Source organism: Zeaxanthinibacter enoshimensis, from assembly GCF_004362865.1.
In the GTDB taxonomy this organism is placed as follows: Bacteria; Bacteroidota; Bacteroidia; order Flavobacteriales; family Flavobacteriaceae; genus Zeaxanthinibacter; species Zeaxanthinibacter enoshimensis.
Genome location: NZ_SNYI01000002.1, coordinates 238,815 through 262,927 on the forward strand (window position 1 = coordinate 238,815; position 24,113 = coordinate 262,927).

Sequence of the window (24,113 nt, forward strand, 5' to 3'; positions counted from 1 at the left end):
CCCGTTAAGACCCTTATAAACCTATGTTATTGAATGTTAAACCACGTGATTACTTCACCGGGGGCTCACTGCTGAGGAGTGCGTAGTAAACCTGTAAACCATAATCAATCTTCCCGATCTCCAGGTTTTCATTGGGACTATGCTGGTTGTTGTCAGGGTTGACCATGGGCACGATAAAAGCGGGGATGGCCAGTTCGTTCACAAAAGGAGAGATAGGTACCGTTCCCCCCATGATCCGTATCTGCACCACCTGTTCCCCAAATTTTTCACCGAGTATTTTAACCAGGTGTTCTCCAAAAGGATTCTCCAGCGGAGTCTGGAAAGCATCGGTCACCGGGCGTTCTGTAATGGTTACAATACGGTCGTATTTCTGGCGATCCTCCAGCGAAGGTACATCGGTCATGACATGGTATCCTTCTTTCCTGATGTATTCTTTGATCAGTTCTTTCAGGCGGGTACCATCTGATTCCGGGACAAGACGTAGATCGACCTCGGCAGTAGCTGATTCGGGCACAATGGTCCTGGCTTTATCGCCGACCCACCCGGATGCCAGGCCGCGGATATTTAATGATGGGTATTGAAGGGATTCCTGGTAAAAGGAACCGACTTTCTCAGGCTTCCGGATAGCGAGATTCCGGTTGATGGTTTCGCTGTCATCAGGAACACTGCGCAGGACTTCCATCGTCTTATCATCAATACTGATGCCGTCGTAATACCCTTCGATCAGCACCCGGCCATCTTTATCCTTCATCCCCGCCAGCAACTGCGCCAGCTGCAATCCGGGGTTTGGTGCGTAATTCCCATAATGGCCGCTGTGCTGAGGTTTAACGGGGCCATAGGTAGTAATACTCATGGTGGTGATCCCCCGGCAACCATATACAACGGTAGGTAACCCTGAGGGGTGTACCGGGCCATCATTTATGACCAGGACATCAGCTGCGAGTAATTCACGGTACTGTTTCACGGCCTCCGGAAGGGGCTTGCTGCCTTTCTCCTCCTCGCTGTCCAGGATAACTTTTACATTAAAGGGGATAGGCTGCTTGTTCTTTCGCAGCAGGTCTATGGCATTAAGGAACATGACGATCGGACCCTTGTCATCAGAGACAGACCTTCCGAACAATCGCCAGTCGTAATTGATATCCGCAGCCAGGGAATCAAAAGGAATCTGTTTCCATTCCTCCCCGGATCGCGCTTTTAAGACCACTTCGTATGGACTTTTCTGTTCCCATTTGGAAGGGTCTACAGCCTGCCCGTCAAAATGCATGTAGAACAGCACCGTTGGTTTACTGTCTTCCATGGGCAGGGCCGCGAAAAACAGGGATTCCCCCGCCGTTGGGAGTACACTGGTATTAAATCCCCGTTCGTTGAATTTATTGGTAAGCCAGGTGATATTCCTGTTGATGTCTGCGTGGTCCAAGGCGTCGTTCGGAATCCGGATAAATTCGCGCAACTCGTCTATTGTGTGCCTCACCTGGGATTTAAGCTGTGACTTTTCTTGGGCCTGTATGGATAGTCCTGTGGCCAGCAGGGCAATTAAGAAAATTTTTTTCATAGGATCTGGGCTGTAAGCTGTGTAAATCTAGCGAATTCTTTTAATAAATTCCCCTGCCGAGCTTGCCCCGTTCTCCGTCAGGTGTTTAATAAAGGCAGAACCAATAATGGCACCGTGGGTATGCCGGGTAGCCTGGGCGAAAGTCTCAGCGTTACTGATCCCAAAGCCCGCGATCTGCGGATTGCGAAGTTTCATTGCTGCCACCCGCTTAAAGTAGTCTTCCTGTTCCTGTCCGAAGCCCGTTTTCGCCCCGGTAGTACTTGCAGAACTGACCAGGTACAGAAATCCTTCAGATGCAGCATCGATCTCGCGGATCCGTTCCTGGCTGGTCTGCGGGGTGATCAGGAATATATTAAGCAGACCGTGTGCTTCAAAGATATCTTTGTATTGCAGTTGGTATTCCCTGAGGGGAAGATCCGGTAATATCAACCCATCTATCCCGATCTCCTGGCATTTCTTACAGAATTCTTCAACCCCGTATTGAAGGACGGGGTTAAAATAGCCCATTATGATCAGGGGAATACTCACCTTTTCCCGGATTTCCTGTAACTGGGAAAACAGCTTTTCCGTGGTCATCCCGTTTTTTAGTGCCTTGGTGGAGCTTTCCTGTATCGTTGGACCATCTGCAAGGGGATCGCTGAAAGGCAGCCCAATCTCTACCAGGTCTACTCCGTGCTTTTCCAGTGATTCTATGATCCCGACCGTATCCTCGAGCCGGGGGTATCCCGCCGTGAAATAAATGGATAATATCTTCTTATCCTCCTGTAGTCTTTTCTGTATCCTGTTCATCATGCTTGTAGCGAAGAGATTTATAATTTAAAATAATCAATATAGGTTTGCAGATCCTTGTCACCCCTTCCCGAAAGATTGATCACCACCAGGTCGTCTTTCTTGAATTTTCGTTTGTCGAAAATGGCAAATGCATGTGCTGTTTCAATGGCAGGGATAATGCCTTCCAGTTTTGCCAGCAAACGTCCTGCTTCCATAGCCTCATCGTCGGTGATAGAAATAAATTCACCCCTCCCGGAAGCATACAAGTGGGCGTGCATAGGTCCCACTCCCGGGTAATCCAGCCCTGCCGAAATAGAATAGGGTTCCGTGATCTGTCCGTCAGCTGTCTGCATTAGCAAGGTCTTACTTCCATGGATGATCCCGGTTTTCCCAAGGTAGGAAGTAGCTGCGCTTTCTCCTGAATCCACACCCTTACCGGCAGCTTCTACAGCGATCAGGCCAACCTCGGTATCGTCCAGGTAGTGGTAATAGGCCCCGGCAGCATTGCTGCCCCCGCCAACGCATGCTACCACGAAATCCGGTTGTGATCGCCCTTCCTTTTCCTGTAACTGGGATTTTATCTCGGCCGAGATCACAGACTGGAAACGTGCCACCATATCGGGGTAGGGGTGTGGTCCTACAACAGAGCCTATGATGTAATGAGTATCTACAGGGTTATTGATCCAATCCCTGATGGCCTCATTGGTGGCATCTTTAAGTGTTCTGCTGCCCGAATTGGCAGCTCTTACCGTAGCACCCAGCATCTTCATCCTGGCCACGTTAGGAGCTTGTCTTTCAATATCCACTGCGCCCATATAGACGATACATTCCATTCCCATCAGGGCACAGACGGTAGCTGTTGCAACCCCGTGCTGCCCGGCCCCGGTTTCCGCGATGATGCGGTTTTTACCCAGGCGTTTTGCCAAAAGGATCTGCCCGATGGTATTATTCACCTTATGCGCCCCGGTATGGCAAAGATCTTCCCGTTTGAGGTAGATCCTGGCACCGACATGTTCGGAAAGCCTGGCGGCATAATAGAGGGGGGTTGGCCGGCCGACATAGTCCCGCAGCAATTCATTGAATTCTTTCTCAAACGCAGGATCTTCCATGATCCGGATATACTGCTGCCTGATCTCTTCTGTGTTTGGGTATAGCATTTCAGGGATATAAGCTCCGCCGAACTCCCCGTAATAACCATTCTCATCTACATTATAAGTCATCGTAAAATAATTTTAGCGCCCTTGGGCGAGTCTTTTTTTAAATTTTGTCAGATCCGCTACTTTTTTCTCGCCAGGCCTCGATTCAAACCTGCTGTTCACATCCAGGGCATGACATTTTCCGGCTTCCGGTCTGTGCATGAACTCAAAAAGTGAATCAATATCTCCGGGCCCGATCCCGCCGGACAGGAAGTAAGGTTTGTCGGAGGGGTAATCGGAGAGCAGTTCCCAGTCGAAGGAAAAACTGTTCCCCCCGGGAAGTTTACCCTTGGTGTCAAACAGGTAAAAATCACATACCGCTTCGTAAGGGCCTAGTTGTTCAAAATTAAAGGAAGCCCCGACGGAAAAAGCTTTAATTACAGGTATCTCCAGTTGGGTTGCAGCTCTAAATTCCTTGCAAAAAGAAGGACTTTCATTACCGTGAAGCTGTACCATGTGCAATCCGAATTCTTTAATCTTTTCCAGGATCTCCTCCAAGGAGGCGTCTACAAAGACACCTACTTTTTTGACACCAGACGGTAACTCGGGTATTGTTCCCCGGAAAACACGACTGGATGGTTCCCAGAAAATAAAACCCAGGTAATCCGGCTTTAGTGCGGCAACTTCAGCCGTGTTATGGTTCATCCCGCAGATCTTCAGTTTCATGAGTTCAGATCTTTTATGAAGCCGGAAGCTGCCGCTCCCGGATCTGTTGTCTTCATGAAATTTTCACCTACCAGGAAGCCCCGGTAGCCGTATTCCCGTAAATCTTTAATGGCTGCCGTATCGCTGATCCCACTTTCTGAAACCTTGACAAATTCATCAGGGATGTGTGCCGCAAGTTCCTTGCTGGTATCCAAACTGACTTCAAAGGTCTTTAAGTTCCTGTTATTGACTCCAAGCATATCCAGGCTGGGCATCAGGGATTTTTCAAGCTCCTCCAGGTTATGAACTTCCAGCAGGACTTCCAGCCCAAGGTCCTGGGCAAAAAGGGATAGTTCCCTGATCCTTTGCCGGGTGAGTACCGCGGCGATAAGCAGGATCACATCAGCTCCATACGCTTTGGCTTCAAGCAGCTGGTATTCGTCCACGATGAATTCCTTGCGCAACAAAGGGGTCTGAACAGACGCCCGTGCGACCAGCAGGTCTTCCAGCGAGCCTCCAAAATAAGGGGTATCGGTGAGAACGGATATTCCACAGACCCCGGCTTCTTCGTATCCTTTGACCACCTCCCAAACTTTGGTATCGTGGTTGATGACTGCCTTTGATGGGGACCTTCTTTTATGCTCTGCAATAATACCGCTACTGCTATGCCGTAATGCATTTGACAGTGAAAAGGCGGGTCTTGCAAAGAGCATTGCCTGTTCCAGCTGAACCGGAGGAACCAGGCTTTTCTTAAATGCAACCTCGCGTTCCTTATCCACTATGATGTTATCCAGTATGTTCATCGCTTACTTACTTCTTGCAGTTTCCTGAGCGACTGCAGGGCCCTGCCACTCATTAAAGATTCTTTTGCTTTCTCAAAACCCGCTTTCGGGCTGCTGTGTTCAGCAGTTGCTATAGCGATCCCTGCATTCGCACAGACGACATTATTCTGGGCTTCTGTACCTTTTCCCTGGAGGATATCGAGGAAGATGCTCGCAGACCCGGCAATATCGCTTCCTCCTTCAATGGCCCTGGCCGCAACAGGCTCTACCCCGAAATCGGCAGGCTCTAACATGGCTTCGGTTTGGTTAGAAATAGTCTTGGTGGTGCCTGTCAGGGAGATCTCGTCATAGCCATCCAGGGCGTGGAGCACGGTAAAATTCTTATCCGTGTTCTGGTAGAGATACCCGTACATACGGGCCAGTTCCAGGTTGAAAACCCCGACGATCTGGTTCTTAGGGAAAGCGGGATTTACCATAGGTCCCAGCATATTGAAAAAGGTCTTTACGGCAAGTTCCCTGCGGATGGGGGCCACATTTTTCATGGCGGGGTGAAAGAGGGGTGCGTGCAGTACACAGATGCCCGCTTCATCCAGGGACCTTTTCAAAAAATCTTTTTCATTACTGAATTTGATCCCGAGGTATTCCATGACGTTACTGCTGCCACAAGTAGACGATACACCGTAGTTGCCATGTTTGGTCACCGGGATACCTGTCCCGGCTGTAACAAAAGAAGCCAGGGTAGAAATGTTGAAAGTGTCTTTCCCGTCCCCACCGGTCCCACAGAGGTCTATAGGGTCGTATTCTGAAAGGTCTACGGCATGGCACAGATCAAGCAGGGCATCCCGGAACCCCTCAAGTTCGTCTATCGTAACACTTCGCATCATATATACGGTGAGAAAGGCAGCGATCTGGCTCGAATTATATTCGCCGTTAGCAATATTCACAAGTACCTGCCGTGCATCCTCCTTGGAGAGCACATCGTAATTGATCAGCCTGTTGAGGATTGTCTTCATGATTTTGCCTGTTTTTTATTCCCGGCAGTCTGTGCGCCGGATTTTACCCAGTTCTCTAATAATTCCTTTCCGTGCGGGGTGAGAACCGATTCGGGATGAAACTGAACTGCCCTTACATCGTATTCCTTGTGCCTGAGCGACATTACCTGCCCGTCTTCGGCAACCGAGGTAGCTTCCAGGCATTCAGGTAAGTCCGGGTTCACTACCCAGGAATGGTAACGACCAACTTCGAGGGTGGTGGGCAGGTTCTTGAATAGTACATCATCACCCAAAACTTTTATTCGCGTTGCAACACCGTGGTAAACCTGGTCCAGGTTGATCAGGCTGCCGCCAAATACTTCCCCTATAGCTTGCTGGCCCAGGCAAACCCCAAAGATGCTCTTGGTAGGGGCATACCGGGCAATGATCTCTTTTAACAACCCGGCCTCATCAGGAATTCCGGGCCCGGGTGAAAGTACGATCTTATCAAAGGCCTCAACATCTTCCAGTTTCAGCTGATCATTACGCTTTACGATCACTTCACAATCCATGGCTTCCAGGTAATGTACCAGGTTGTAGGTAAAACTGTCGTAATTGTCTATGACTAATATTCTTTTCATTTCTTCAGCTGCTAATAGGGTTATATGGTTTCAGCTATTTCCATCGCTTTATTGAGGGCACCGAGTTTATTATATACTTCCTGTAGTTCGGAAGCGGGTGAGGAAGCAGCTACCAGGCCTGCCCCGGCCTGGTAATGCAATTCATGGTTCTTGCTTAAAAAAGTGCGGATCATAATTGCATGGTTAAAATTCCCTTTAAAATCCATGAACCCGATCGCTCCGCCGTAATAGGCACGGTTAGTGGGCTCGTAATCCTCTATCAGTTGCATAGCCCTGTGTTTAGGCGCCCCGCTGAGCGTACCAGCCGGGAATGTATCGGCTACCACTTCCATGGTTGGGGTATTCTTTTTCTTAAATGCCGTTACTTTGGACACCAGGTGGATGACGTGGGAGAAATACTGCACTTCCTTATAGTTCTCTACGATCACGTTCTTACCGTGCCTGCTGAGATCGTTCCGCGCAAGGTCTACCAGCATAACATGCTCACTGTTTTCCTTGGCATCTTCTGTCAGCTTCTTGGCAAGCCTTGCATCCTCCTCGTCATTCCCGGTTCGCTTAAATGTTCCGGCAATAGGGTGTATCTCGGCCTTTCCTTCATTCACTACCAGCTGCGCTTCCGGGGAGCTGCCAAAGATCTTAAAGTTCCCGTAATCAAAATAAAAGAGGTAAGGGGAGGGGTTGACCGATCGGAGCGCCCTGTAAACATTGAATTCGTCTCCCTTGAATCGCTGGGAAAACCTTTTGGATAGCACCAGCTGGAACACATCCCCGCGGCCACAGTGTTTCTTAGCGATCTCTACCTTCTCCATATACGCGGCATCACTTAGGTTAGAAGCAGCCTCGCCTTCACGCCTGAAATCAAAGGCAGCAAAATTCTTCACATTCAGGATCCGCTCCAGTTCGGGAATGTTATTACCGGTATCATAGCAATGAGCAAAAAGGTAAGCCTCGTTCTTAAAATGATTGATCGCTATGATATTCTGGTACACCGCGTAATAAATATCCGGGATGTCCAGGTTCCCGTCTTTTTTACGGATGGCCACGTCCTCAAAATACCGGACAGCATCGTAGGCCATATAGCCGAATAAACCGTTGTTGATGAATTTAAAACCATTACTTTCCGCCTCGAACTGCTGGCTGAAATCATGGATGATCGCCGGAATATCATCGCTGGCAGTTATGGCTTTTTCCTTACTGCTCCCGTCGGGGAATTTCCAGTAGACCTTTTCGTCCTGAACTTTGATAGAGGCAATGGGGTTGCAACAGACATAGGAAAAGGTGTTGTCATTGGCCCGGTAGTCACTACTTTCCAGGAGCAGGCTGTGCGGGAAACGGTCCCTGATCTTCAGGTAAACACTGACCGGGGTAATTGTATCTGCCAGGATTTTCTTATGATGCGTTTTTAGTTGGTAAGCCATATTCTGGTCTTAGGCGTTTCTAATCAATTGTATTTTCACAAAACGTTATAAATGCAAAAAGGCTTGTCGTGATTGACAAGCCTTTTTGTACAGTACAGATACAAGGGTGCTCAGCTCACGACGTTTGACGTAAGTTCTTCCACCACCATGTATGTACTGTAGATATTTTCATAGCCTCAAATATAGAAAGGAATTTTTTAAATATCACCCGGGCTTCAAAAAAAAATCCGGATCCCTTGAAAGGATCCGGATCTGTTATTGCTTTTTATTAGAATTGCAGGTCTACGACCAGGTCAAATTCGTCATATATGGTCTTGTCACCAAGGTTATCAAAGAAACTGCCGGAACCGTAACGTACATTGTACTCCGCACGGTCTACTTTTAGTGTTGCGGTTGCTTTGTTACCATAGACAGACATATCAAAAGTAATCGGTTTGGTAATACCTTTAATGGTAAGGTCGCCGGTTACTTCGTAAGAGTTCTTTCCGTTGGCCTTCACATCGGTAATTACCAGTTTAGATTTAGGAAACTGTGAAACGGCAAAGAAATCTTCAGATTTTAGGTGGCCTTCAAGTTTTCCTTTAGATTCGCCTTCGAGGTCTGTTGCAATGAGAGAGGTCATATCTACCGTAAATTCACCCCCGGTGAGTTTATCGCCGTCAAAAACCAGGGCGCCATTCTCCAATGCTACTTCTCCATAATGGGAACCGGTCACTTTATAGGCTTTCCATGTTACCGTGCTTTTATCCGTTTTAACTTCTTTCTTTACTTCTTCCACTGGGTTAGTGGTGTTGGCCGATACTCCGGTTACGATGGCAAGGGCCAGGATCAATGCATTCTTTTTCATTTTTGTTGTTTTAGGGTTTAAAATTTATCTAACAGGTTGTTTAAGTGTACTAAATCGTCTTTTGAGAAATCAGCTAACAGGTCCTTTTCCGTATTATTGATTATTCGGTCCAATTCCAGCAGCAGCTCTTTACCTTCTTTCGTAATGGTGATCTCTATTTTCCGGCGGTTACTGGGACATACTTCCCGGTTAACGAGTCCTTTGACCAGTAATTTGTCCACCAGCCTGGTGGTGTTACTCTGTTTAGAGACCATCCGTTCATTAAGGGTCTGTAAATTTGCTGCTTTTCCTTTCTGACCTCTCAGGATCCTCAGAACATTGAATTGTTGTAGTGAAATCTCATATTCTTTCAGGGCACTCGCATACTGTTCGTTTACCTTATTATACACCAGTATCAGATGTATCAGGGACCGACTTTCCAGGGCGATTGGTTTTTCCGTTTTAAGAATTTGTTCTACATTCATGTCAATACAACAATTGTATATACAAATGTAATACTTCAACGCTAATTGTCAAGTGTCATCCCGATAAATTTTTGTTAAATTCTTATGGCAGTTGGAGTCTATACTTAATTTTAAATAGAAAAGACACAGATGAAGATCACATTTACCTGGTTAGCTCTCTTGCTGGTATTGTCAGGTTGTAAGCCGGAGGCACAGAAAGACACCATGGATTTCTTAGAGACCAAACCTCCGAAGAACAGGGTGGAGGGAAAAGGTTTCAGTATCCCGGTATACGATTTTGAAGGCCTGGAATCGCTCCTTCACCAAGACGATGAATATACCTATGTGATCAATTTCTGGGCGACCTGGTGCGCACCCTGTATTGCAGAACTGCCGTTTTTTGAAAGACTGGGAACGGCTTACCAGGATGAAAAGGTCCGGGTGGTACTCGTAAACCTGGATATGGCTAAAATGTGGGAAACTCACCTGGTACCTTTCCTGGAAAAACGGGAAATGAGATCGTACGTCGTGGTCCTGCAAGACCCGAAGCAAAACAGCTGGATTCCTAAGGTGTACAAAGACTGGTCCGGGGCGATCCCTGCTACCTTGATCTACAACAGCGGACTTCGCAAGTTTTACGAGAAACCTTTCAGTTATGAGGAATTGCAATCAGAGTTAAATAACTTCTTAAAAACTAAAACCCATGAGAATCCCGATCACACTACTGACATTAGGAGTGGCACTCCTGGTACTGGCATTCAGCCCCCGGCAGCCGGAAACAGCTAAAGGATATGCTGTTGGCGATGTTGCCACCGATTTTGAATTAAGGAATATAGACGGCAATACCGTTTCCTTGTCTGATTACAAGGACGCCAAAGGATTCCTGGTGATTTTCACCTGCAATACCTGTCCTTATGCCGTAGCTTACGAAGACAGGATCATTGCCCTGGATAAGAAGTATAAGGAACTGGGGGTACCGGTCATTGCCATCAACCCCAATAATCCCAAAGTCCAGCCCGGTGACAGTTTTGAAAAAATGAAACAGCGTGCCCGGGAAAAGAACTTTACTTTTCCATACCTCCTGGATGAAGGTCAGGAAATATTTCCACAGTACGGCGCCCTAAGGACTCCGCATGTCTTCCTGCTCGAAAAACAGTCCCGCGGACCCGTCGTCAGATATATCGGTGCTATTGATGATAATTACGCCGATGCCGCCGAAGTAACCGAGCCCTATGTTGAAAATGCAGTAGATGCCATGCTTAAAGGGGAAGAGATCGCGGTGACCAATACCAGGGCCATTGGGTGCTCAATTAAAACCTGAAACCTGAAATTTTCCTGAATATGGTATTTTCTGGTACCGGATATTTACTTTTGTGAATTAAAATCTGAACTATGGTCGATTTAACACAAGACGAATGGGTGTCTAAATTACAGGAGGATGATAATGCTGTAATCCTGGACGTCCGCACTGAAGAAGAAGTAGAGGAAGGATATATCCCTAACTCGATCAACATTGATATCTACAAAGGACAGGAGTTTATAAACGAGCTTGATAAACTGGATAAGTCTAAGAATTACTACGTATACTGCAGATCCGGGAATCGCAGTGGCCAGGCCTGCGCCCTGATGAACAATATGGGATTCCAGGAGGCCTATAATCTTCTCGGTGGTTTTAATGAATGGGAAGGAGAGGTTGCCGAATAGGTACCTATCCCGGGCAGCCATTCATCTAATACACAGGCCCACTGCATTTTTATTGCATGCTCAGACCGTATTATACGGGCATGCGAGAAGATCTGTTACACTTTGTCTGGCAACACCTTAAAATACCTTTAAGGTTAAAGACTACGGACGGGGCTCCCCTTCGTATCCTTTATCCTGGAGAGCTCAACAAGGGTTCCGGTCCTGATTTTTCTAATGCCCAGTTATTAATTGATAATATTCAATGGGCGGGCAATGTGGAAATGCACCTTCGGTCTTCGGATTGGTACTCCCACGGGCACCAGGACGACCCCAAATATTCCAGGATAATTCTCCACGTGGTGTACGAGGATGATATGCCTGTCTTATCAGGGGACGGACAGCCGGTACCGACCCTGGAGCTGCATACTTACATTCCGCCCGGAATTATCGAGAGTTACCGGACCCTTCTATCTCGTAAAGAGAAAAGTTTTATCAATTGTGAGAAGCTGCTGCCAGCGATTCCTGAAGCTTTGCTTTCCTCGTGGATGGATGAATTATACCTGAGGAGGTTAAATTCGCAGTCACAGCATTTTGATCGATTCTACCGTGACAATGATAAGCACTGGGAACAAGTATTATTCCAGGCTTTGATGAGGGTCTTTGGCTCCCGGAAAAACGGGGCTTTCTTTTCGGAAGTAGCTGGCCGGTTGAAATTTTCTGTTATCCGGAAGACCAGAACATCTGCCCTGGGTCTAGAGGCGTTGTTATTCGGAATAGTGGGAATGCTGGGTAAGAGCCCGGGAACCGAATCATACTATTTTCAGCTGCAAAGAGAATTTACCTTTCTTAAACGCAAGTACCGCCTGAGACCTCTTCCCGGCAGGAGCCCGGAATATTTCGGCCAGCGGCCCTCGAACTTCCCGACCATCCGGCTTTCGCAGCTCGCTATGTTGTATCTCAAAACTCCCGATTTATTCAGCAGGGTCATAGCGCTGAACTCGCTCCCGGAAGCATATACGTTATTCGGGGTCACTGCCTCGCCATACTGGAACACCCATTATGTCTTTGGAAGAACTACCCGTTATATTCCTAAAACGGTTAACAGGAAGTTTATCGATTTGATCATTCTGAATGCCGTCCTCCCGTTAAAGTTGTCTTTTGCGAGACAGCGGGGGGAGCATATTCATTCTCAATTGTTAGATCTTACCCGGCAGATCAAGGCCGAGAGCAACGGGGTGATAGACAATTTTAAAAGCCTGGGAATTAAGCCTGATCATGCGCAGCAAAGCCAGGCATTATTAGAGCTCTATACAAATTACTGCAGCAGGCACCAATGCCTCAGTTGCGCAGTGGGGAGACAATTATTGAATCAAATATAGTATTTTTGACCTATGAACGTATTCTACCAACTGCTGTACTTTTTCCAGAAACGCGGGTATGCTGTTTGCGGTCGTATTGCAGAACGACTGGGAATCCGCGCCAGGGTAGTGCGTACCTCGTTTATCTATCTTACTTTCGTTACCTTGGGGTTCGGGTTTGCCCTCTATCTTTTCCTTGCTTTCTGGTTGAGGATTAAGGATCTCATATATACCAAACGAACATCTGTTTTTGACCTTTAATAAATGATCAGACTTTTCCGTTCCAAAATTCTCCTGTCCCTGACCCTGGTGCTGTCAGTGCTGATCATTGGAGTATTTGGTTACCGGTTCCTGGCTGATTTTACCTGGCTTGATGCCTTGTACATGACTATTATCACGGTCACTACCGTGGGATATGCTGAGGTTCAGCCGCTGGATACTAATGCAAAGATATTTACGATCATCCTTATCACAGCGAGTGTCTTTATTATAGCCTTTGCCTTATCGATTATAACAGAATACCTGCTGAGCAGAAATTCCTTGCAACTATTAAAGAAGAAGAAAGTGGAGAACATGATCAACACCCTGGATAAACACGTGATCGTATGCGGATACGGGCGCAACGGGATGCAGGCCGTCGAAAGACTCAGGGCCTACAAGAAACCTTTTGTAATCATAGAAAAGGATCGGGAAGTAATCGAGAAATTCGAAGAGGATCTCCTCTTTGTCGAAGGAGACGCCAACGAGGATGAAACACTTAAAGAGGCCGGGATTCACCGGGCCCAGTACCTGATCTCTGCTTTGCCCGATGATGCCGCCAACCTGTTTGTCGTGCTTTCTGCGCGCCAGCTGAATAAATCACTTTTTATCATCAGCCGGGCCTCTCATATCACCACGCAGAAAAAATTATTGCTGGCCGGCGCGGATAAGGTGATCATGCCTGATAAAATTGGCGGGGATCACATGGCCTCACTGGTGGTTATCCCTGACCTTATCACTTTTATGGACCAGTTGTCAATTGAAGGGGAACACACAACAAACTTAGAGGAAGTAGCTATAGAGGATTTTGACAGTGAATTGAATAACAGTTCCCTTCGCGACCTGGACCTGCGGAAGAAAACGGGCTGTACCATTATAGGGTATATCACTCCGGACGGTGACTATATCATAAATCCCGAGGCTGACCTGGAGCTGGAGCCCAGGAGCAAGGTAATCGTCCTGGGAAGACCTGAACAGATACGGAAACTGAACCAAATGTTCAATATTACATAGGTCCTTTAGGAAATAATATTTTTTTGAAACCAATTATTTTAGGATATTGTGCGCCATTATTGCGCATATCCAACTAAATACGACATACATGAAATATTGCCTGACTATTCTTTCATTCCTGTTAGCCTTTGCAATGCAATCGCAAGAACTCGAGGTAAATGCGAAGATCGCCAACCCATCCAACACGCTGAATGATGGGGTCGTTACTCTCGACGTCACAGGGGGGACTCCACCATACACCTATAAGTGGAGTAACCAGGAAACACCGCTCGATTCTCCCAGAGCAACAGGCCTGATAGAAGGTATAGAGTATACAGTAACCATTACGGACAGTGCAGGAAACAGTGTTACCAAAGAATACAAGGTAGAGACCGAAGCCATTACGGAGGTCTTTAACGGGGTTATGACCCCCGCGGTAAACGGTCTGGGTTCAGTACTGTTCTGGGATCCTTTTGCGGCTATCGGGATCTATGACCCTATAGCATATGCTGATGTTAAACTTATCCCGATTCCCGGGTGGACCTCAGATGTACAGAATAAGTATATCCTGAAAAAATGGCTTAAGCCGGAAAATTCACAGGTTCGTAAGGGAGAGGAGATCGCGGTGATCTCCATGAACGACGGTCCGGACGAAACCATCGTTGCCCCTGTTGACGGATCCCTGAAATACCTGGTAAAGGGCGGAGGTGTGATCTACAATTCTGATAACCCCGAACACATTATAGAACAAGGTGCTCATTACCTGGCAGAAATAGAATACGCGGAACCGGTTGCGCTTACGCACCCTAACGGTGATCCTGTAACCAAGGATATTCCGTTTATCGTTATCTGGCTCGTTCTGGGAGCTGCATTCTTCACCATCCGCATGGGATTCATTAACATCCGTGGTTTTAAGCACTCTATAGACCTGGCCAGGGGTAAGTATGATGATCCTAATGCACCGGGACAGGTTACTCACTTCCAGGCACTGGCAACTGCAGTATCCGGTACTGTCGGACTTGGAAATATAGCCGGGGTTGCGGTAGCAGTTTCCCTTGGGGGAGCTGGGGCGACCTTCTGGATGATCGTCTGTGGTCTGCTGGGAATGTCTTCAAAATTCGTCGAATGTACCCTTGGGGTAAAATACCGTGATATTCTGCCTGACGGACGTGTATTCGGGGGGCCGATGAACTACCTGCGTTACGGCCTTGAAAAACGTAATATGGGTGGTTTTGGTAAAGTACTGGCCGGGGTCTTTGCTGTCCTCGCAGTAGGAGCCTCTTTCGGGGGTGGAAATATGTTCCAGGCGAACCAGTCCTTTGAACAGCTGGCCAGCCAGTTCCCTGTTCTTGAAGGAAATGGATTCTGGTTTGGTATCGCTACTGCCATTCTCGTGGGAGTCGTGATCATCGGTGGTATTAAGAGTATTGCTAAGGTAACAGGTCGGGTCGTGCCTATCATGGCTTCGGTCTATGTCCTTGCTGCATTGGCAGTGATCATCGTAAATATTGAAAATATTGGTCCTGCTTTTTCTGCGATCGTAGAAGGAGCATTTAATCCCAGTGCCCTTAAAGGGGGTGTGATCGGGGTATTGGTGGTCGGTTTCCAGCGCGCTGCTTTCTCCAACGAAGCAGGTGTGGGTTCTGCCGCTATTGCGCATAGTACGGCAAAGACCAACAACCCTCCATCAGAAGGGTTTGTAGCCCTTCTAGAACCTTTTATCGATACTGTAGTGGTTTGTACCCTGACTGCCCTTGTACTGATCTTCACCGGGATGCACGAGGTAGAAGGGATGGCTGGTGCGCAACTTACTTCTGATGCATTCGGAAGTGTGATTTCCTGGTTCCCTTATGTACTGGGTGTCGCGGTATTCCTTTTCGCATTCTCTACCATGATCTCCTGGTCATACTACGGGATGCGGGCCTGGACTTACTTATTCGGTAAGAGCCAGAAATCCGAAATGATCTACAAGATGTTCTTCCTCATCTTTGTTGTAGTCGGGGCGTCCATCAGTCTTGGAGCCGTACTCGATTTCTCTGATATGATGATCCTTGCGATGTCTTTCCCAAATATTATCGGGCTTTATATCATGTCCGGGGAAGTGAAGGGAGACCTGAAAGATTACCTGAAAAAATTAAAGGCCAACACCTTGTTCAAATCCCAGAAGAAAGGCAAGGCGGCGTAAAGACCGGAAACATTGAAAACGAAGAAACCCCACCTGGTTCTCTCCAAAAGAGAACGAAGTGGGGTTTTTTTCTTACTCCTCTTTGTTCTCCTCTTCCTGTGTGTAAAGTGGTGGATCCTTAAAGGAGTTCAGCCGGAAGATTCGTTCTACCTGGACGAGGAACTACAGGTCCGTCACGATTCGCTGGTCGCTACCCGGGAAGCGGCTAGAGACACTATATATCCCTTTAATCCCAATTACCTGGATGATTCAAAGGGGTACAGGCTTGGTCTCAGCCCCGGGCAGCTGGACAGCCTGTATGCTTACAGGCAGAAGGGTCTGTATATGCGTTCGGTTCGGGACTTCGCAAGGGTAACCGGGGTGCCCGACTCGCTCCTCCAGCAGATATCCCCGTATTTCAGCTTTCCTGTATTTTCAAAACCGCGGTCCGTGAGTAATGTCGGTTCCCCGGCAGCCGTTCGCGACATCAATAAAGCCACTGCAGATGAGCTTCAGCAGGTCCGGGGGATCGGTCCTGTGCTCTCATCCCGTATAGTAAGGTTCAGGGACGCCCTGGGAGGCTTCCTTGTAGACGAACAGCTCTACGAGGTATACGGACTGGATTCGCTTATCGTGCGCCTTGTCCTGGAGAAATTCAGGATTACCGAGGCGCCAGAGATTGCGAAAATCAATCTTAACACGGCCACGGTTGACGAACTCGCTGCCCTGGTATACATTCCTTATGGCCTGGCATGGGAAATCGTGAGATACCGGGAACGCGTCGGGAAAATCCGTGCGCTGGACGAATTAACTCAATTAGAAGACTTTCCGTCAGATAAAATCGACAGAATTGGGTTATATTTGTTCCTCTAAAAAAATTGCATAAATGGATACGATACAAAGTGATATGGCCCTGGGATTCGATTATTCGGAAACGCAGAAAATGGTGGCAGAATCTGCCCGGGAATTTGCGGAGACCGAGATCAGGCCACACGTAATGGAATGGGACGAAGCACAGACCTTCCCTGTCGAGCTTTTTAAGAAAGCCGGGCAAATGGGTTTTATGGGGATTTTGGTTCCCGTGGAATTAGGAGGATCCGGACTTGGCTACCATGAGTATATCGCCATTATTGAAGAGATATCAAAGGTAGATCCCTCTATAGGGCTTTCTGTGGCAGCGCACAATTCGCTTTGCACCAACCACATTCTTTCCTTCGGGAATGAGGAGCAAAAACAGAAGTGGATCCCCAAGTTGGCAACCGGCGAATGGCTGGGAGCATGGGGACTAACCGAACATAATACCGGTTCTGATGCCGGGGGAATGAATACCACGGCAGTAAAAGAAGGTGACGAATGGGTACTTAATGGCGCCAAGAACTTTATCACCCACGGGAAGAGCGGGGATATTGCGGTAGTAATTGCGCGTACAGGCGAAAAAGGTGACAGTCATGGGATGACCGCTTTCGTGATCGAGAAAGGAACCAAAGGTTTCAGCAGTGGAAAGAAGGAAGATAAATTGGGGATGCGGGCCAGTGAGACCGCGGAACTGGTCTTTGACAACTGCAGGATCCCGGACACTAACAGGTTAGGACCGGTTGGTGACGGCTTTATCCAATCAATGAAGATCCTCGATGGAGGCCGGATCTCTATCGGGGCATTATCCCTGGGAATTGCCAAAGGTGCCTACGAGGCAGCCCTGAAATACTCCAAGGAGCGTGTACAGTTCGGGAAGCCGATCAGTAAATTCCAGGGTATCTCCTTTAAACTGGCCGACATGGCCACGGAAATTGAAGCATCCGAACTACTACTGCACAAATCAGCCTTTTTAAAGAACCAGGGCAGGAAAGTGACCAAGCTCAGCGCAATGGCTAAGATGTACTCCTCAGAGGTATGTGTTAAGGTTGCGAATGAAGCGGTACAGATTCATGGAGGTTATGGGTATACCAAGGATTACCCGGTAGAGAAGTTCTACAGGGATTCCAAGTTATGCACCATTGGGGAAGGAACCACTGAAATTCAGAAAATTGTGATCGCTAAGAATATTCTGCAATAAATTAGGTGTATTCTAATAATTACTTTTATATTTGCACTCCCAAAATCACTAAAGAAAGGAGGTTGTAGCCAATGTTAATTATACCAGTAAAAGAAGGAGAAAACATCGATAGAGCTTTAAAGCGCTTTAAACGAAAATTTGACAGGACAGGCACGATGCGCCAGTTGCGCAAGCGTCAGCAGTTTACAAAACCTTCCGTAGAACGCAGACAACAGATTCAGAAAGCGCAGTACATCCAAGGTCTCAGAGACGAAGAGGAAGTATAAGCATAGCCTATCTGAAATATAAAGTTATATCCCGCCACATGGCGGGATTTTTTTTGCCTTTAGCCGAGGTGTCTTTTGTAACTTTGAAGTATGGCCATAGCAGCATTTACATCTTACCTGCTCCTGGAGAAGAACTATTCCCCGCATACGGTGAAAGCTTACGAAGCAGACTTGCAGGTCTTCTCGGCTTTTTGTCGTCAGGAATACGAACTGGCGGCCATAGAAGATGTCGCGTACGGGATCATAAGGAGCTGGATCATCAGGCTGGCTGAAGAGGGGCTCAGCAACCGCAGTATCAATCGAAAGATAGCCTCGCTCAAAGCTTATTACAAATTCTTACAGAAGATCGGGGAGTTGCAGGTGAATCCCCTTGCGAAGCACAGGGCTCTGCAAACTGAGACGAAGGTGGAGATCCCCTTTTCTGATGAAGAAATGGACCTGGAGCGTTTGTGGGCGGTAATGCCTGATGCATCAGATTTTGAAGGGATCCGTGATCGCCTGATCGTGGAATTCCTATATGCCACGGGGATGCGGAGGGCAGAATTGATCGGTCTGAGGTTACAGGACCTGGACATCGCTTCGGGCACCGTTAAGGTGCTGGGCAAGCGCAATAAGGAACGGGTGGTGCCATTGGCTGCGGTGAACAGTGAACTGTTAGACAGCTACTTAGCTGCCAGGTCTGTGCTGCTGGAGGGTAGGAGAGAAGAACACTTTTTTTTGACTTCTGCCGGTAACAAAGTATATGAATCTCTTGTCTATAGAATTATAAATCGGTATTTTAGTAAGGTCTCTTCTAAGCTTAAAAAGAGTCCGCATATCCTCAGGCATACCTTCGCCACCCATCTCCTCAACAGGGGTGCCGATTTGAATTCGGTGAAGGAACTCTTGGGACACTCAAGTTTGGCTTCTACGCAGGTCTATACCCACAACAGCATAGCCGAACTTAAAAAGGTACACAGCGCATCTCACCCGAGGAGCAAAAAGTAGTACAGAGTTCTTTACTTTATTAACCTTCAAAATTCGTACGTATGAAAGTGAGTACACAATCTGTGAATTTCAACGCCGATGGCAAGCTAATTGAGTTCATTCAGAAACGCCTGGATAAATTGGATCTATTTTATGATAAGGTGATCAATTCTGATGTGTATTTGAAACTGGATAACACCAGTTCTAAGCAGAACAAAATAGCTGAGATTAAGGTACATATCCCTAAGGACCGCTTCGTGGTCAAGAAACAATGCAAAACATTTGAGGAAGCTGTAGATTCTGCCTGTAGTTCCCTGGAACGGAAGCTGGTCAAAAAGAAGGATAAGAAGAGGCCGCAATCCTCATTAAAATTTTTATGAAATTGTTTTGAATAAACAAATATTTATCTACATTTGCAGTCCGTTAGAAATAGCGGACTTTTTTATGCGTCACAGAGGCCTGTATAAGCCGATGTAGCTCAGCTGGCTAGAGCAGCTGATTTGTAATCAGCAGGTCGTGGGTTCGAGTCCCTCCATCGGCTCATAAGTTCATAAAAATAAGGAGGGGAGATACTCAAGCGGCCAACGAGGACAGACTGTAAATCTGTTGGTTTTTACCTTCGCAGGTTCGAATCCTGCTCTCCCCACAAAATTTTCCCATTAAGCCGGGATTTGAGTACCGGCGGGAGAATTGAGAAACCCGGATTGGGCCGGGTTATTCGGAAGATTGTTTGCAAACTTCCGGTATTGAAATTTTGAATGGATTATTGCGGGAGTAGCTCAGTTGGTAGAGCGTCAGCCTTCCAAGCTGAATGTCGCCGGTTCGAACCCGGTCTCCCGCTCAAAACTTTGAGTTAGCGTTTGCTATTCCGGTTGAGGTGTATATCCCCCGGGCGCTATAACGTACAACCTTGGAACTCAACAAGCCGACGTAGCTCAGGGGTAGAGCGTTTCCTTGGTAAGGAAGAGGTCACGGGTTCAATTCCCGTCGTTGGCTCTATAGTTAATGAAATGCTGAATTCAAATACAGGGGGTTAAGTCCTGTTGACGGCTCATTTATCGCATACATTGTACACTAATATAAACTAAGAATAAATTTTTTTAAAATGGCAAAGGAAACTTTTGATCGTTCCAAACCGCACTTGAATATAGGTACTATTGGACACGTAGATCACGGTAAAACTACATTGACTGCTGCTATTACTACAGTATTGGCAAACGCAGGTCTCTCTGAATTAAGGAGTTTTGACTCGATTGACAACGCTCCCGAGGAAAAAGAAAGAGGTATTACAATCAACACCTCACACGTAGAGTACCAAACTGCTAACCGTCACTATGCCCACGTTGACTGTCCTGGTCACGCGGATTACGTGAAGAACATGGTTACAGGTGCTGCTCAGATGGACGGTGCTATCCTTGTTGTGGCTGCGACTGATGGTCCTATGCCACAGACTCGTGAGCACATCCTTCTTGGACGTCAGGTAGGTATTCCTAGAATCGTTGTTTTCCTTAACAAGGTAGACATGGTTGATGACGAGGAGCTGTTAGAGCTTGTTGAGATGGAGGTACGTGAATTACTTTCTTTCTACGAGTACGATGGTGATAACGGACCTGTTATCTCTGGTTCTGCTCTTGGAGCACTGAACGGTGAAGAGAAGTGGGTTAACACTGTAATGGAACTGATGGATGCAGTAGATAGCTGGATCGAGCTTCCTGAGAGGGATGTTGATAAGCCTTTCCTTATGCCAGTTGAAGACGTGTTCACTATTACAGGTCGTGGAACTGTTGCTACAGGACGTATCGAAACAGGTGTTGCAAACACTGGAGATCCTGTTGATATCATCGGGATGGGAGCTGAGAAACTGAGCTCTACTATTACCGGGGTTGAGATGTTCCGTAAGATCCTTGACCGTGGAGAAGCAGGTGATAACGTAGGTATCCTTCTGCGTGGTATCGAGAAATCTGATATCAAAAGAGGAATGGTAATCTGTAAGCCAGGTTCTGTTAAGCCACACGCTAAATTCGAAGCTGAGGTTTATATCCTTAAGAAAGAAGAAGGTGGACGTCACACTCCATTCCATAATAACTACCGTCCTCAGTTCTACGTAAGAACAACAGACGTAACAGGTACTATCAATCTTCCATCTGGAGTTGAAATGGTAATGCCAGGTGATAACCTTACAATTACTGTAGACCTTATCCAGCCTATCGCACTGAGCGTCGGTCTTCGTTTCGCTATCCGTGAGGGTGGTAGAACTGTAGGTGCTGGTCAGGTGACTAAGATTTTAGATTAATATACTAGCATATAATACACTAAGGGTGTCTCGGTTTATCCGGGATACCTTTCAGTGTAATTATAAACGGGTGTAGCTCAGTTGGTAGAGCACTGGTCTCCAAAACCAGGTGTCGGGAGTTCGAGTCTCTCCTCCCGTGCGGAATAACAAGTCATGTGGCGAGAAGCCTGTCCCGGGTAAGGCCGGGGAAAGTCTTTCCTCCCGTGCGGAATATAAGATCCGGTACGTATCCGGAAGTCCAGGTAGCCCAGGCGCCGGACAACACATCAGGGATCAATTCAAAGAAATAGCGAAAGATGTTAGCATATATAAAAGAATCTGTTGAGGAGCTGAAGAACAATGTTACTTTGCCTCCGAGAGCTGAGGCTATCAACCTTATGGTGGTAGTTGCTGTATTTTCAATTTTATTTGCATTAGCCACGTGGGGTGTAGATACGGTTTTCAGTAAACTGGTTCAGCTATATTTTAATGCACTAATCAATTAAGATGGGATCTATGTCAGAAGTATTGGAAAAGAAATGGTATGTCGTGAGAGCGGTCAGTGGTCAGGAGAATAAAATCAAAGGCTACATTGAGACCGAGGTAGAGCGTCATGGATTTTCCGATTATCTGGAAGAAGTATTGGTTCCTACTGAAAAAGTAGTGCAGATCCGCAACGGAAAAAAGATCAACAAAGAAAGGGTCTATTTTCCGGGATACATAATGATCAAAGCCAACCTTGGTGGGGAGATGATTCACATCATCAGGTCTATCACCAATGTAATTGGCTTTTTAGGGGAAACCAAAGGTGGGGACCCTGTGCCACTGCGTAAATCAGAGGTAAACCGTATGCTTGGTAAGGTGGATGAGCTGGCTGTTAATACAGATAGTGTAGCTATACCATTTGTACTTGGCGAAACGGTAAAAGTGATTGATGGTCCTTTCAACGGCTTTAACGGTACAGTTGAAAAGATTAATGAAGAAAAACGCAAGCTGGAAGTAATGGTGAAGATCTTCGGACGTAAGACGCCACTGGAGCTCAGCTATATGCAGGTAGAAAAAGTATAATAATTGTTACGTAGTTAAAAGTGTTGTCGCTTCCAAATACAGGCACACTTGAATATTAAATTAAAACAATGGCTAAAGAAGTAAGTAAAGTAGTTAAGCTACAAGTTAGGGGAGGTGCAGCGAATCCGTCGCCACCGGTTGGACCCGCTTTAGGTGCTGCCGGCGTTAACATCATGGAGTTCTGTAAGCAGTTCAATGCTCGTACACAGGACAAACAAGGTAAAGTATTGCCTGTTGTTATCACCGTGTATAAAGACAAGTCGTTCGACTTTGTCGTTAAGACACCTCCTGCGGCAGTACAACTGTTGGAAGCGGCTAAGATTAAAAAAGGCTCTGGTGAACCTAACAGGGTAAAACAGGGAAATGTTTCCTGGGACCAGATCAAAACGATCGCTGAGGACAAGATGGTAGACTTAAATGCCTTCACCGTAGAATCTGCTATGAGCATGGTTGCGGGAACAGCAAGGTCTATGGGTCTTAAAATCGCTGGAAAGCGTCCTTTTTAATCTTATAAAGCATTCTTAACATGGGAAAGTTAACAAAAAAACAAAAAGAGGCGCGTGCTAAAATAGAGAAAGATAAGCTCTATTCTTTGAACGAGGCTTCTCAACTGATTAAAGATATCACCAACACCAAATTTGACGCATCTGTTGACCTGGCAGTTAGGTTAGGGGTAGATCCCCGTAAAGCTAACCAAATGGTTCGTGGAGTTGTGACCTTACCACACGGTACCGGGAAAGACGTAAAGGTTCTTGCCTTGGTTACCCCGGATAAGGAAGCAGAGGCTAAAGAAGCCGGAGCGGATTTTGTTGGTCTGGATGAGTATCTGGAAAAGATCAAAGGCGGTTGGACAGATGTAGACGTAATCATCACTATGCCTAGCGTGATGGGTAAATTAGGACCACTCGGACGAATCCTCGGACCAAGAGGCCTGATGCCTAACCCTAAGACTGGTACAGTGACTATGGATATTGCAAAAGCGGTATCTGACGTCAAAGCTGGTAAAATCGACTTTAAAGTAGATAAAACAGGAATCGTTCATGCTTCCATAGGGAAAGCATCTTTCAGCGCCGACAAGATTGCCGGGAACGCGAAAGAACTGATCGATACCCTGATGAAATTAAAACCGGCGGCTGCTAAGGGGGTATATATGAAGACCATCTATATGTCTAGCACCATGAGCCCAAGTGTTCAATTGGATCCTAAGGCGGTATAACTGTAAAAGATTTTTAGTAATGACAAGACAAGAAAAAGCAACCGTTATAGAAGATCTGACAGCACAGTTAGCTGATAGTTCCACGATCTACCTGGCGGATATTTCCGGGCTTGATGCTGCTGCTACGTCCGACCTGAGAAGGGCGTGCTTTAAAGCAGATATCAGGCTGGCTGTAGTCAAAAATACACTTTTGGCGAAAGCAATGGATGCATCAGAGAAGGAATTCGGTGAATTGCCGGAAGTTCTTAAAGGGAACACTTCTATAATGTTTTCAGAAACCGGTAATGCCCCGGCAAAACTTATCAAGAACTTCCGTAAAAAATCGGACAAGCCTTTATTGAAAGGGGCTTATATCGCAGAGGCGATATACGTTGGAGATGATAAGCTAGACACTCTGGTTAGTATCAAGTCTAAGGAAGAGATGATCGGAGAAGTTATTGGACTTCTTCAGTCTCCTGCCAAGAACGTTATCTCCGGACTTAAATCCGGTGGAGGTAAACTTGCAGGTATCCTTAAGACCTTATCAGAGAAAGAATAAGTACGCACTAAA

At 46.8% G+C, this 24,113-nt stretch carries 28 protein-coding genes and 5 tRNA genes; 23 read left to right on the plus strand and 10 right to left on the minus strand.

Translation table 11 applies throughout. The features are described from left to right. Positions 1–49 precede the first annotated feature (49 nt). The 10 genes from CLV82_RS07285 to CLV82_RS07330 form a co-directional block, all read right to left on the minus strand. Positions 50–1,552: a M20/M25/M40 family metallo-hydrolase gene (locus tag CLV82_RS07285; RefSeq protein ID WP_133643671.1), complete on the minus strand. Its 1,503-nt coding sequence runs from the start codon at positions 1,550–1,552 to the stop codon at positions 50–52. Positions 1,553–1,579: 27 nt separating this feature from the next. Continuing rightward, positions 1,580–2,341, minus strand: coding sequence for a tryptophan synthase subunit alpha (gene trpA / locus CLV82_RS07290; protein WP_133644481.1), 762 nt, complete (start codon positions 2,339–2,341; stop codon positions 1,580–1,582). 20 nt (positions 2,342–2,361) lie between these two features. After that, a complete protein-coding gene (gene trpB / locus CLV82_RS07295; RefSeq protein WP_133643672.1) occupies positions 2,362–3,543 on the minus strand; it encodes a tryptophan synthase subunit beta in 1,182 nt (393 codons plus the stop codon). A gap of 12 nt (positions 3,544–3,555) precedes the next feature. Next, on the minus strand, positions 3,556–4,185 hold the full coding sequence (locus tag CLV82_RS07300) for a phosphoribosylanthranilate isomerase (protein ID WP_133643673.1): 630 nt from the start codon (positions 4,183–4,185) through the stop codon (positions 3,556–3,558). Then, entirely contained in the window at positions 4,182–4,967 is a 786-nt protein-coding gene (gene trpC, locus CLV82_RS07305; RefSeq protein ID WP_133643674.1) for an indole-3-glycerol phosphate synthase TrpC, read from the minus strand. The genes CLV82_RS07300 and trpC overlap by 4 nt, the downstream gene beginning before the upstream one ends. Continuing rightward, positions 4,964–5,959 (minus strand): anthranilate phosphoribosyltransferase, encoded by a 996-nt coding sequence (gene trpD, locus CLV82_RS07310; protein WP_133643675.1) that lies wholly within the window; start codon positions 5,957–5,959, stop codon positions 4,964–4,966. Before trpD ends, trpC begins: the two co-directional genes overlap by 4 nt. Further along, positions 5,956–6,558, minus strand: coding sequence for an anthranilate synthase component II (locus CLV82_RS07315; RefSeq protein ID WP_133643676.1), 603 nt, complete (start codon positions 6,556–6,558; stop codon positions 5,956–5,958). The genes trpD and CLV82_RS07315 overlap by 4 nt, the downstream gene beginning before the upstream one ends. Before the next feature lie 20 nt (positions 6,559–6,578). Then, positions 6,579–7,976, minus strand: a complete 1,398-nt coding sequence (locus CLV82_RS07320) for an anthranilate synthase component I family protein (RefSeq protein ID WP_133643677.1) — start codon at positions 7,974–7,976, stop codon at positions 6,579–6,581. A 268-nt stretch (positions 7,977–8,244) separates the two neighbouring features. Continuing rightward, entirely contained in the window at positions 8,245–8,823 is a 579-nt protein-coding gene (locus CLV82_RS07325) for a YceI family protein (protein ID WP_133643678.1), read from the minus strand. A 17-nt stretch (positions 8,824–8,840) separates the two neighbouring features. Next, a complete protein-coding gene (locus CLV82_RS07330; RefSeq protein WP_133643679.1) occupies positions 8,841–9,287 on the minus strand; it encodes a MarR family winged helix-turn-helix transcriptional regulator in 447 nt (148 codons plus the stop codon). 129 nt (positions 9,288–9,416) lie between these two features. Between CLV82_RS07330 and CLV82_RS07335 the strand changes: the two genes are divergently transcribed. The 23 genes from CLV82_RS07335 to rplJ all read left to right on the plus strand — a co-directional run bounded on the left by CLV82_RS07335 (position 9,417) and on the right by rplJ (position 24,101). Then, positions 9,417–10,052: a TlpA disulfide reductase family protein gene (locus tag CLV82_RS07335; RefSeq protein WP_133643680.1), complete on the plus strand. Its 636-nt coding sequence runs from the start codon at positions 9,417–9,419 to the stop codon at positions 10,050–10,052. Next, positions 9,970–10,587 (plus strand): thioredoxin family protein, encoded by a 618-nt coding sequence (locus CLV82_RS07340; protein ID WP_133643681.1) that lies wholly within the window; start codon positions 9,970–9,972, stop codon positions 10,585–10,587. The genes CLV82_RS07335 and CLV82_RS07340 overlap by 83 nt, the downstream gene beginning before the upstream one ends. Before the next feature lie 71 nt (positions 10,588–10,658). Continuing rightward, a complete protein-coding gene (locus CLV82_RS07345; protein ID WP_133643682.1) occupies positions 10,659–10,970 on the plus strand; it encodes a rhodanese-like domain-containing protein in 312 nt (103 codons plus the stop codon). 80 nt (positions 10,971–11,050) lie between these two features. Beyond that, positions 11,051–12,328 carry a DUF2851 family protein gene (locus CLV82_RS07350; protein ID WP_166636682.1) on the plus strand — a complete coding sequence of 426 codons (1,278 nt, stop codon included), beginning with the start codon at positions 11,051–11,053 and terminating at the stop codon, positions 12,326–12,328. A gap of 12 nt (positions 12,329–12,340) precedes the next feature. Next, positions 12,341–12,568, plus strand: a complete 228-nt coding sequence (locus tag CLV82_RS07355; protein ID WP_133643684.1) for a PspC domain-containing protein — start codon at positions 12,341–12,343, stop codon at positions 12,566–12,568. Positions 12,569–12,571: 3 nt separating this feature from the next. Beyond that, entirely contained in the window at positions 12,572–13,579 is a 1,008-nt protein-coding gene (locus tag CLV82_RS07360; protein WP_133643685.1) for a potassium channel family protein, read from the plus strand. A gap of 88 nt (positions 13,580–13,667) precedes the next feature. Further along, on the plus strand, positions 13,668–15,743 hold the full coding sequence (locus CLV82_RS07365; protein ID WP_133643686.1) for an amino acid carrier protein: 2,076 nt from the start codon (positions 13,668–13,670) through the stop codon (positions 15,741–15,743). A 12-nt stretch (positions 15,744–15,755) separates the two neighbouring features. Further along, positions 15,756–16,595, plus strand: coding sequence for a helix-hairpin-helix domain-containing protein (locus CLV82_RS07370; protein WP_133643687.1), 840 nt, complete (start codon positions 15,756–15,758; stop codon positions 16,593–16,595). A 40-nt stretch (positions 16,596–16,635) separates the two neighbouring features. Further along, positions 16,636–17,775: an acyl-CoA dehydrogenase family protein gene (locus CLV82_RS07375; RefSeq protein ID WP_133644482.1), complete on the plus strand. Its 1,140-nt coding sequence runs from the start codon at positions 16,636–16,638 to the stop codon at positions 17,773–17,775. Positions 17,776–17,846: 71 nt separating this feature from the next. Then, positions 17,847–18,041, plus strand: a complete 195-nt coding sequence (rpsU, locus tag CLV82_RS07380) for a 30S ribosomal protein S21 (protein WP_133643688.1) — start codon at positions 17,847–17,849, stop codon at positions 18,039–18,041. A 90-nt stretch (positions 18,042–18,131) separates the two neighbouring features. Further along, on the plus strand, positions 18,132–19,028 hold the full coding sequence (locus CLV82_RS07385; protein WP_133643689.1) for a tyrosine-type recombinase/integrase: 897 nt from the start codon (positions 18,132–18,134) through the stop codon (positions 19,026–19,028). Positions 19,029–19,069: 41 nt separating this feature from the next. Then, positions 19,070–19,387, plus strand: coding sequence for a ribosome hibernation-promoting factor, HPF/YfiA family (hpf, locus tag CLV82_RS07390; RefSeq protein ID WP_133643690.1), 318 nt, complete (start codon positions 19,070–19,072; stop codon positions 19,385–19,387). 87 nt (positions 19,388–19,474) lie between these two features. Next, a tRNA-Thr gene (locus CLV82_RS07395) sits at positions 19,475–19,548 on the plus strand. A 22-nt stretch (positions 19,549–19,570) separates the two neighbouring features. Beyond that, a tRNA-Tyr gene (locus CLV82_RS07400) sits at positions 19,571–19,653 on the plus strand. A 122-nt stretch (positions 19,654–19,775) separates the two neighbouring features. Continuing rightward, a tRNA-Gly gene (locus tag CLV82_RS07405) sits at positions 19,776–19,848 on the plus strand. A gap of 83 nt (positions 19,849–19,931) precedes the next feature. Then, positions 19,932–20,003: transfer RNA gene (locus CLV82_RS07410), tRNA-Thr, on the plus strand. Positions 20,004–20,112: 109 nt separating this feature from the next. Next, a complete protein-coding gene (tuf, locus tag CLV82_RS07415; RefSeq protein WP_133643691.1) occupies positions 20,113–21,300 on the plus strand; it encodes an elongation factor Tu in 1,188 nt (395 codons plus the stop codon). Between the two features lie 66 nt (positions 21,301–21,366). Beyond that, a tRNA-Trp gene (locus CLV82_RS07420) sits at positions 21,367–21,439 on the plus strand. Between the two features lie 157 nt (positions 21,440–21,596). Beyond that, a complete protein-coding gene (secE, locus tag CLV82_RS07425; protein ID WP_133643692.1) occupies positions 21,597–21,785 on the plus strand; it encodes a preprotein translocase subunit SecE in 189 nt (62 codons plus the stop codon). Positions 21,786–21,795: 10 nt separating this feature from the next. Next, complete coding sequence (gene nusG, locus CLV82_RS07430) at positions 21,796–22,347, plus strand: transcription termination/antitermination protein NusG (RefSeq protein ID WP_133644483.1); 552 nt, start codon at positions 21,796–21,798, stop codon at positions 22,345–22,347. A 68-nt stretch (positions 22,348–22,415) separates the two neighbouring features. Beyond that, positions 22,416–22,853 carry a 50S ribosomal protein L11 gene (gene rplK, locus CLV82_RS07435; RefSeq protein ID WP_133643693.1) on the plus strand — a complete coding sequence of 146 codons (438 nt, stop codon included), beginning with the start codon at positions 22,416–22,418 and terminating at the stop codon, positions 22,851–22,853. A 20-nt stretch (positions 22,854–22,873) separates the two neighbouring features. After that, positions 22,874–23,563, plus strand: a complete 690-nt coding sequence (rplA, locus tag CLV82_RS07440) for a 50S ribosomal protein L1 (protein ID WP_133643694.1) — start codon at positions 22,874–22,876, stop codon at positions 23,561–23,563. A gap of 19 nt (positions 23,564–23,582) precedes the next feature. After that, on the plus strand, positions 23,583–24,101 hold the full coding sequence (gene rplJ / locus CLV82_RS07445; RefSeq protein ID WP_133643695.1) for a 50S ribosomal protein L10: 519 nt from the start codon (positions 23,583–23,585) through the stop codon (positions 24,099–24,101). The last annotated feature ends 12 nt before the right edge of the window (positions 24,102–24,113 follow it).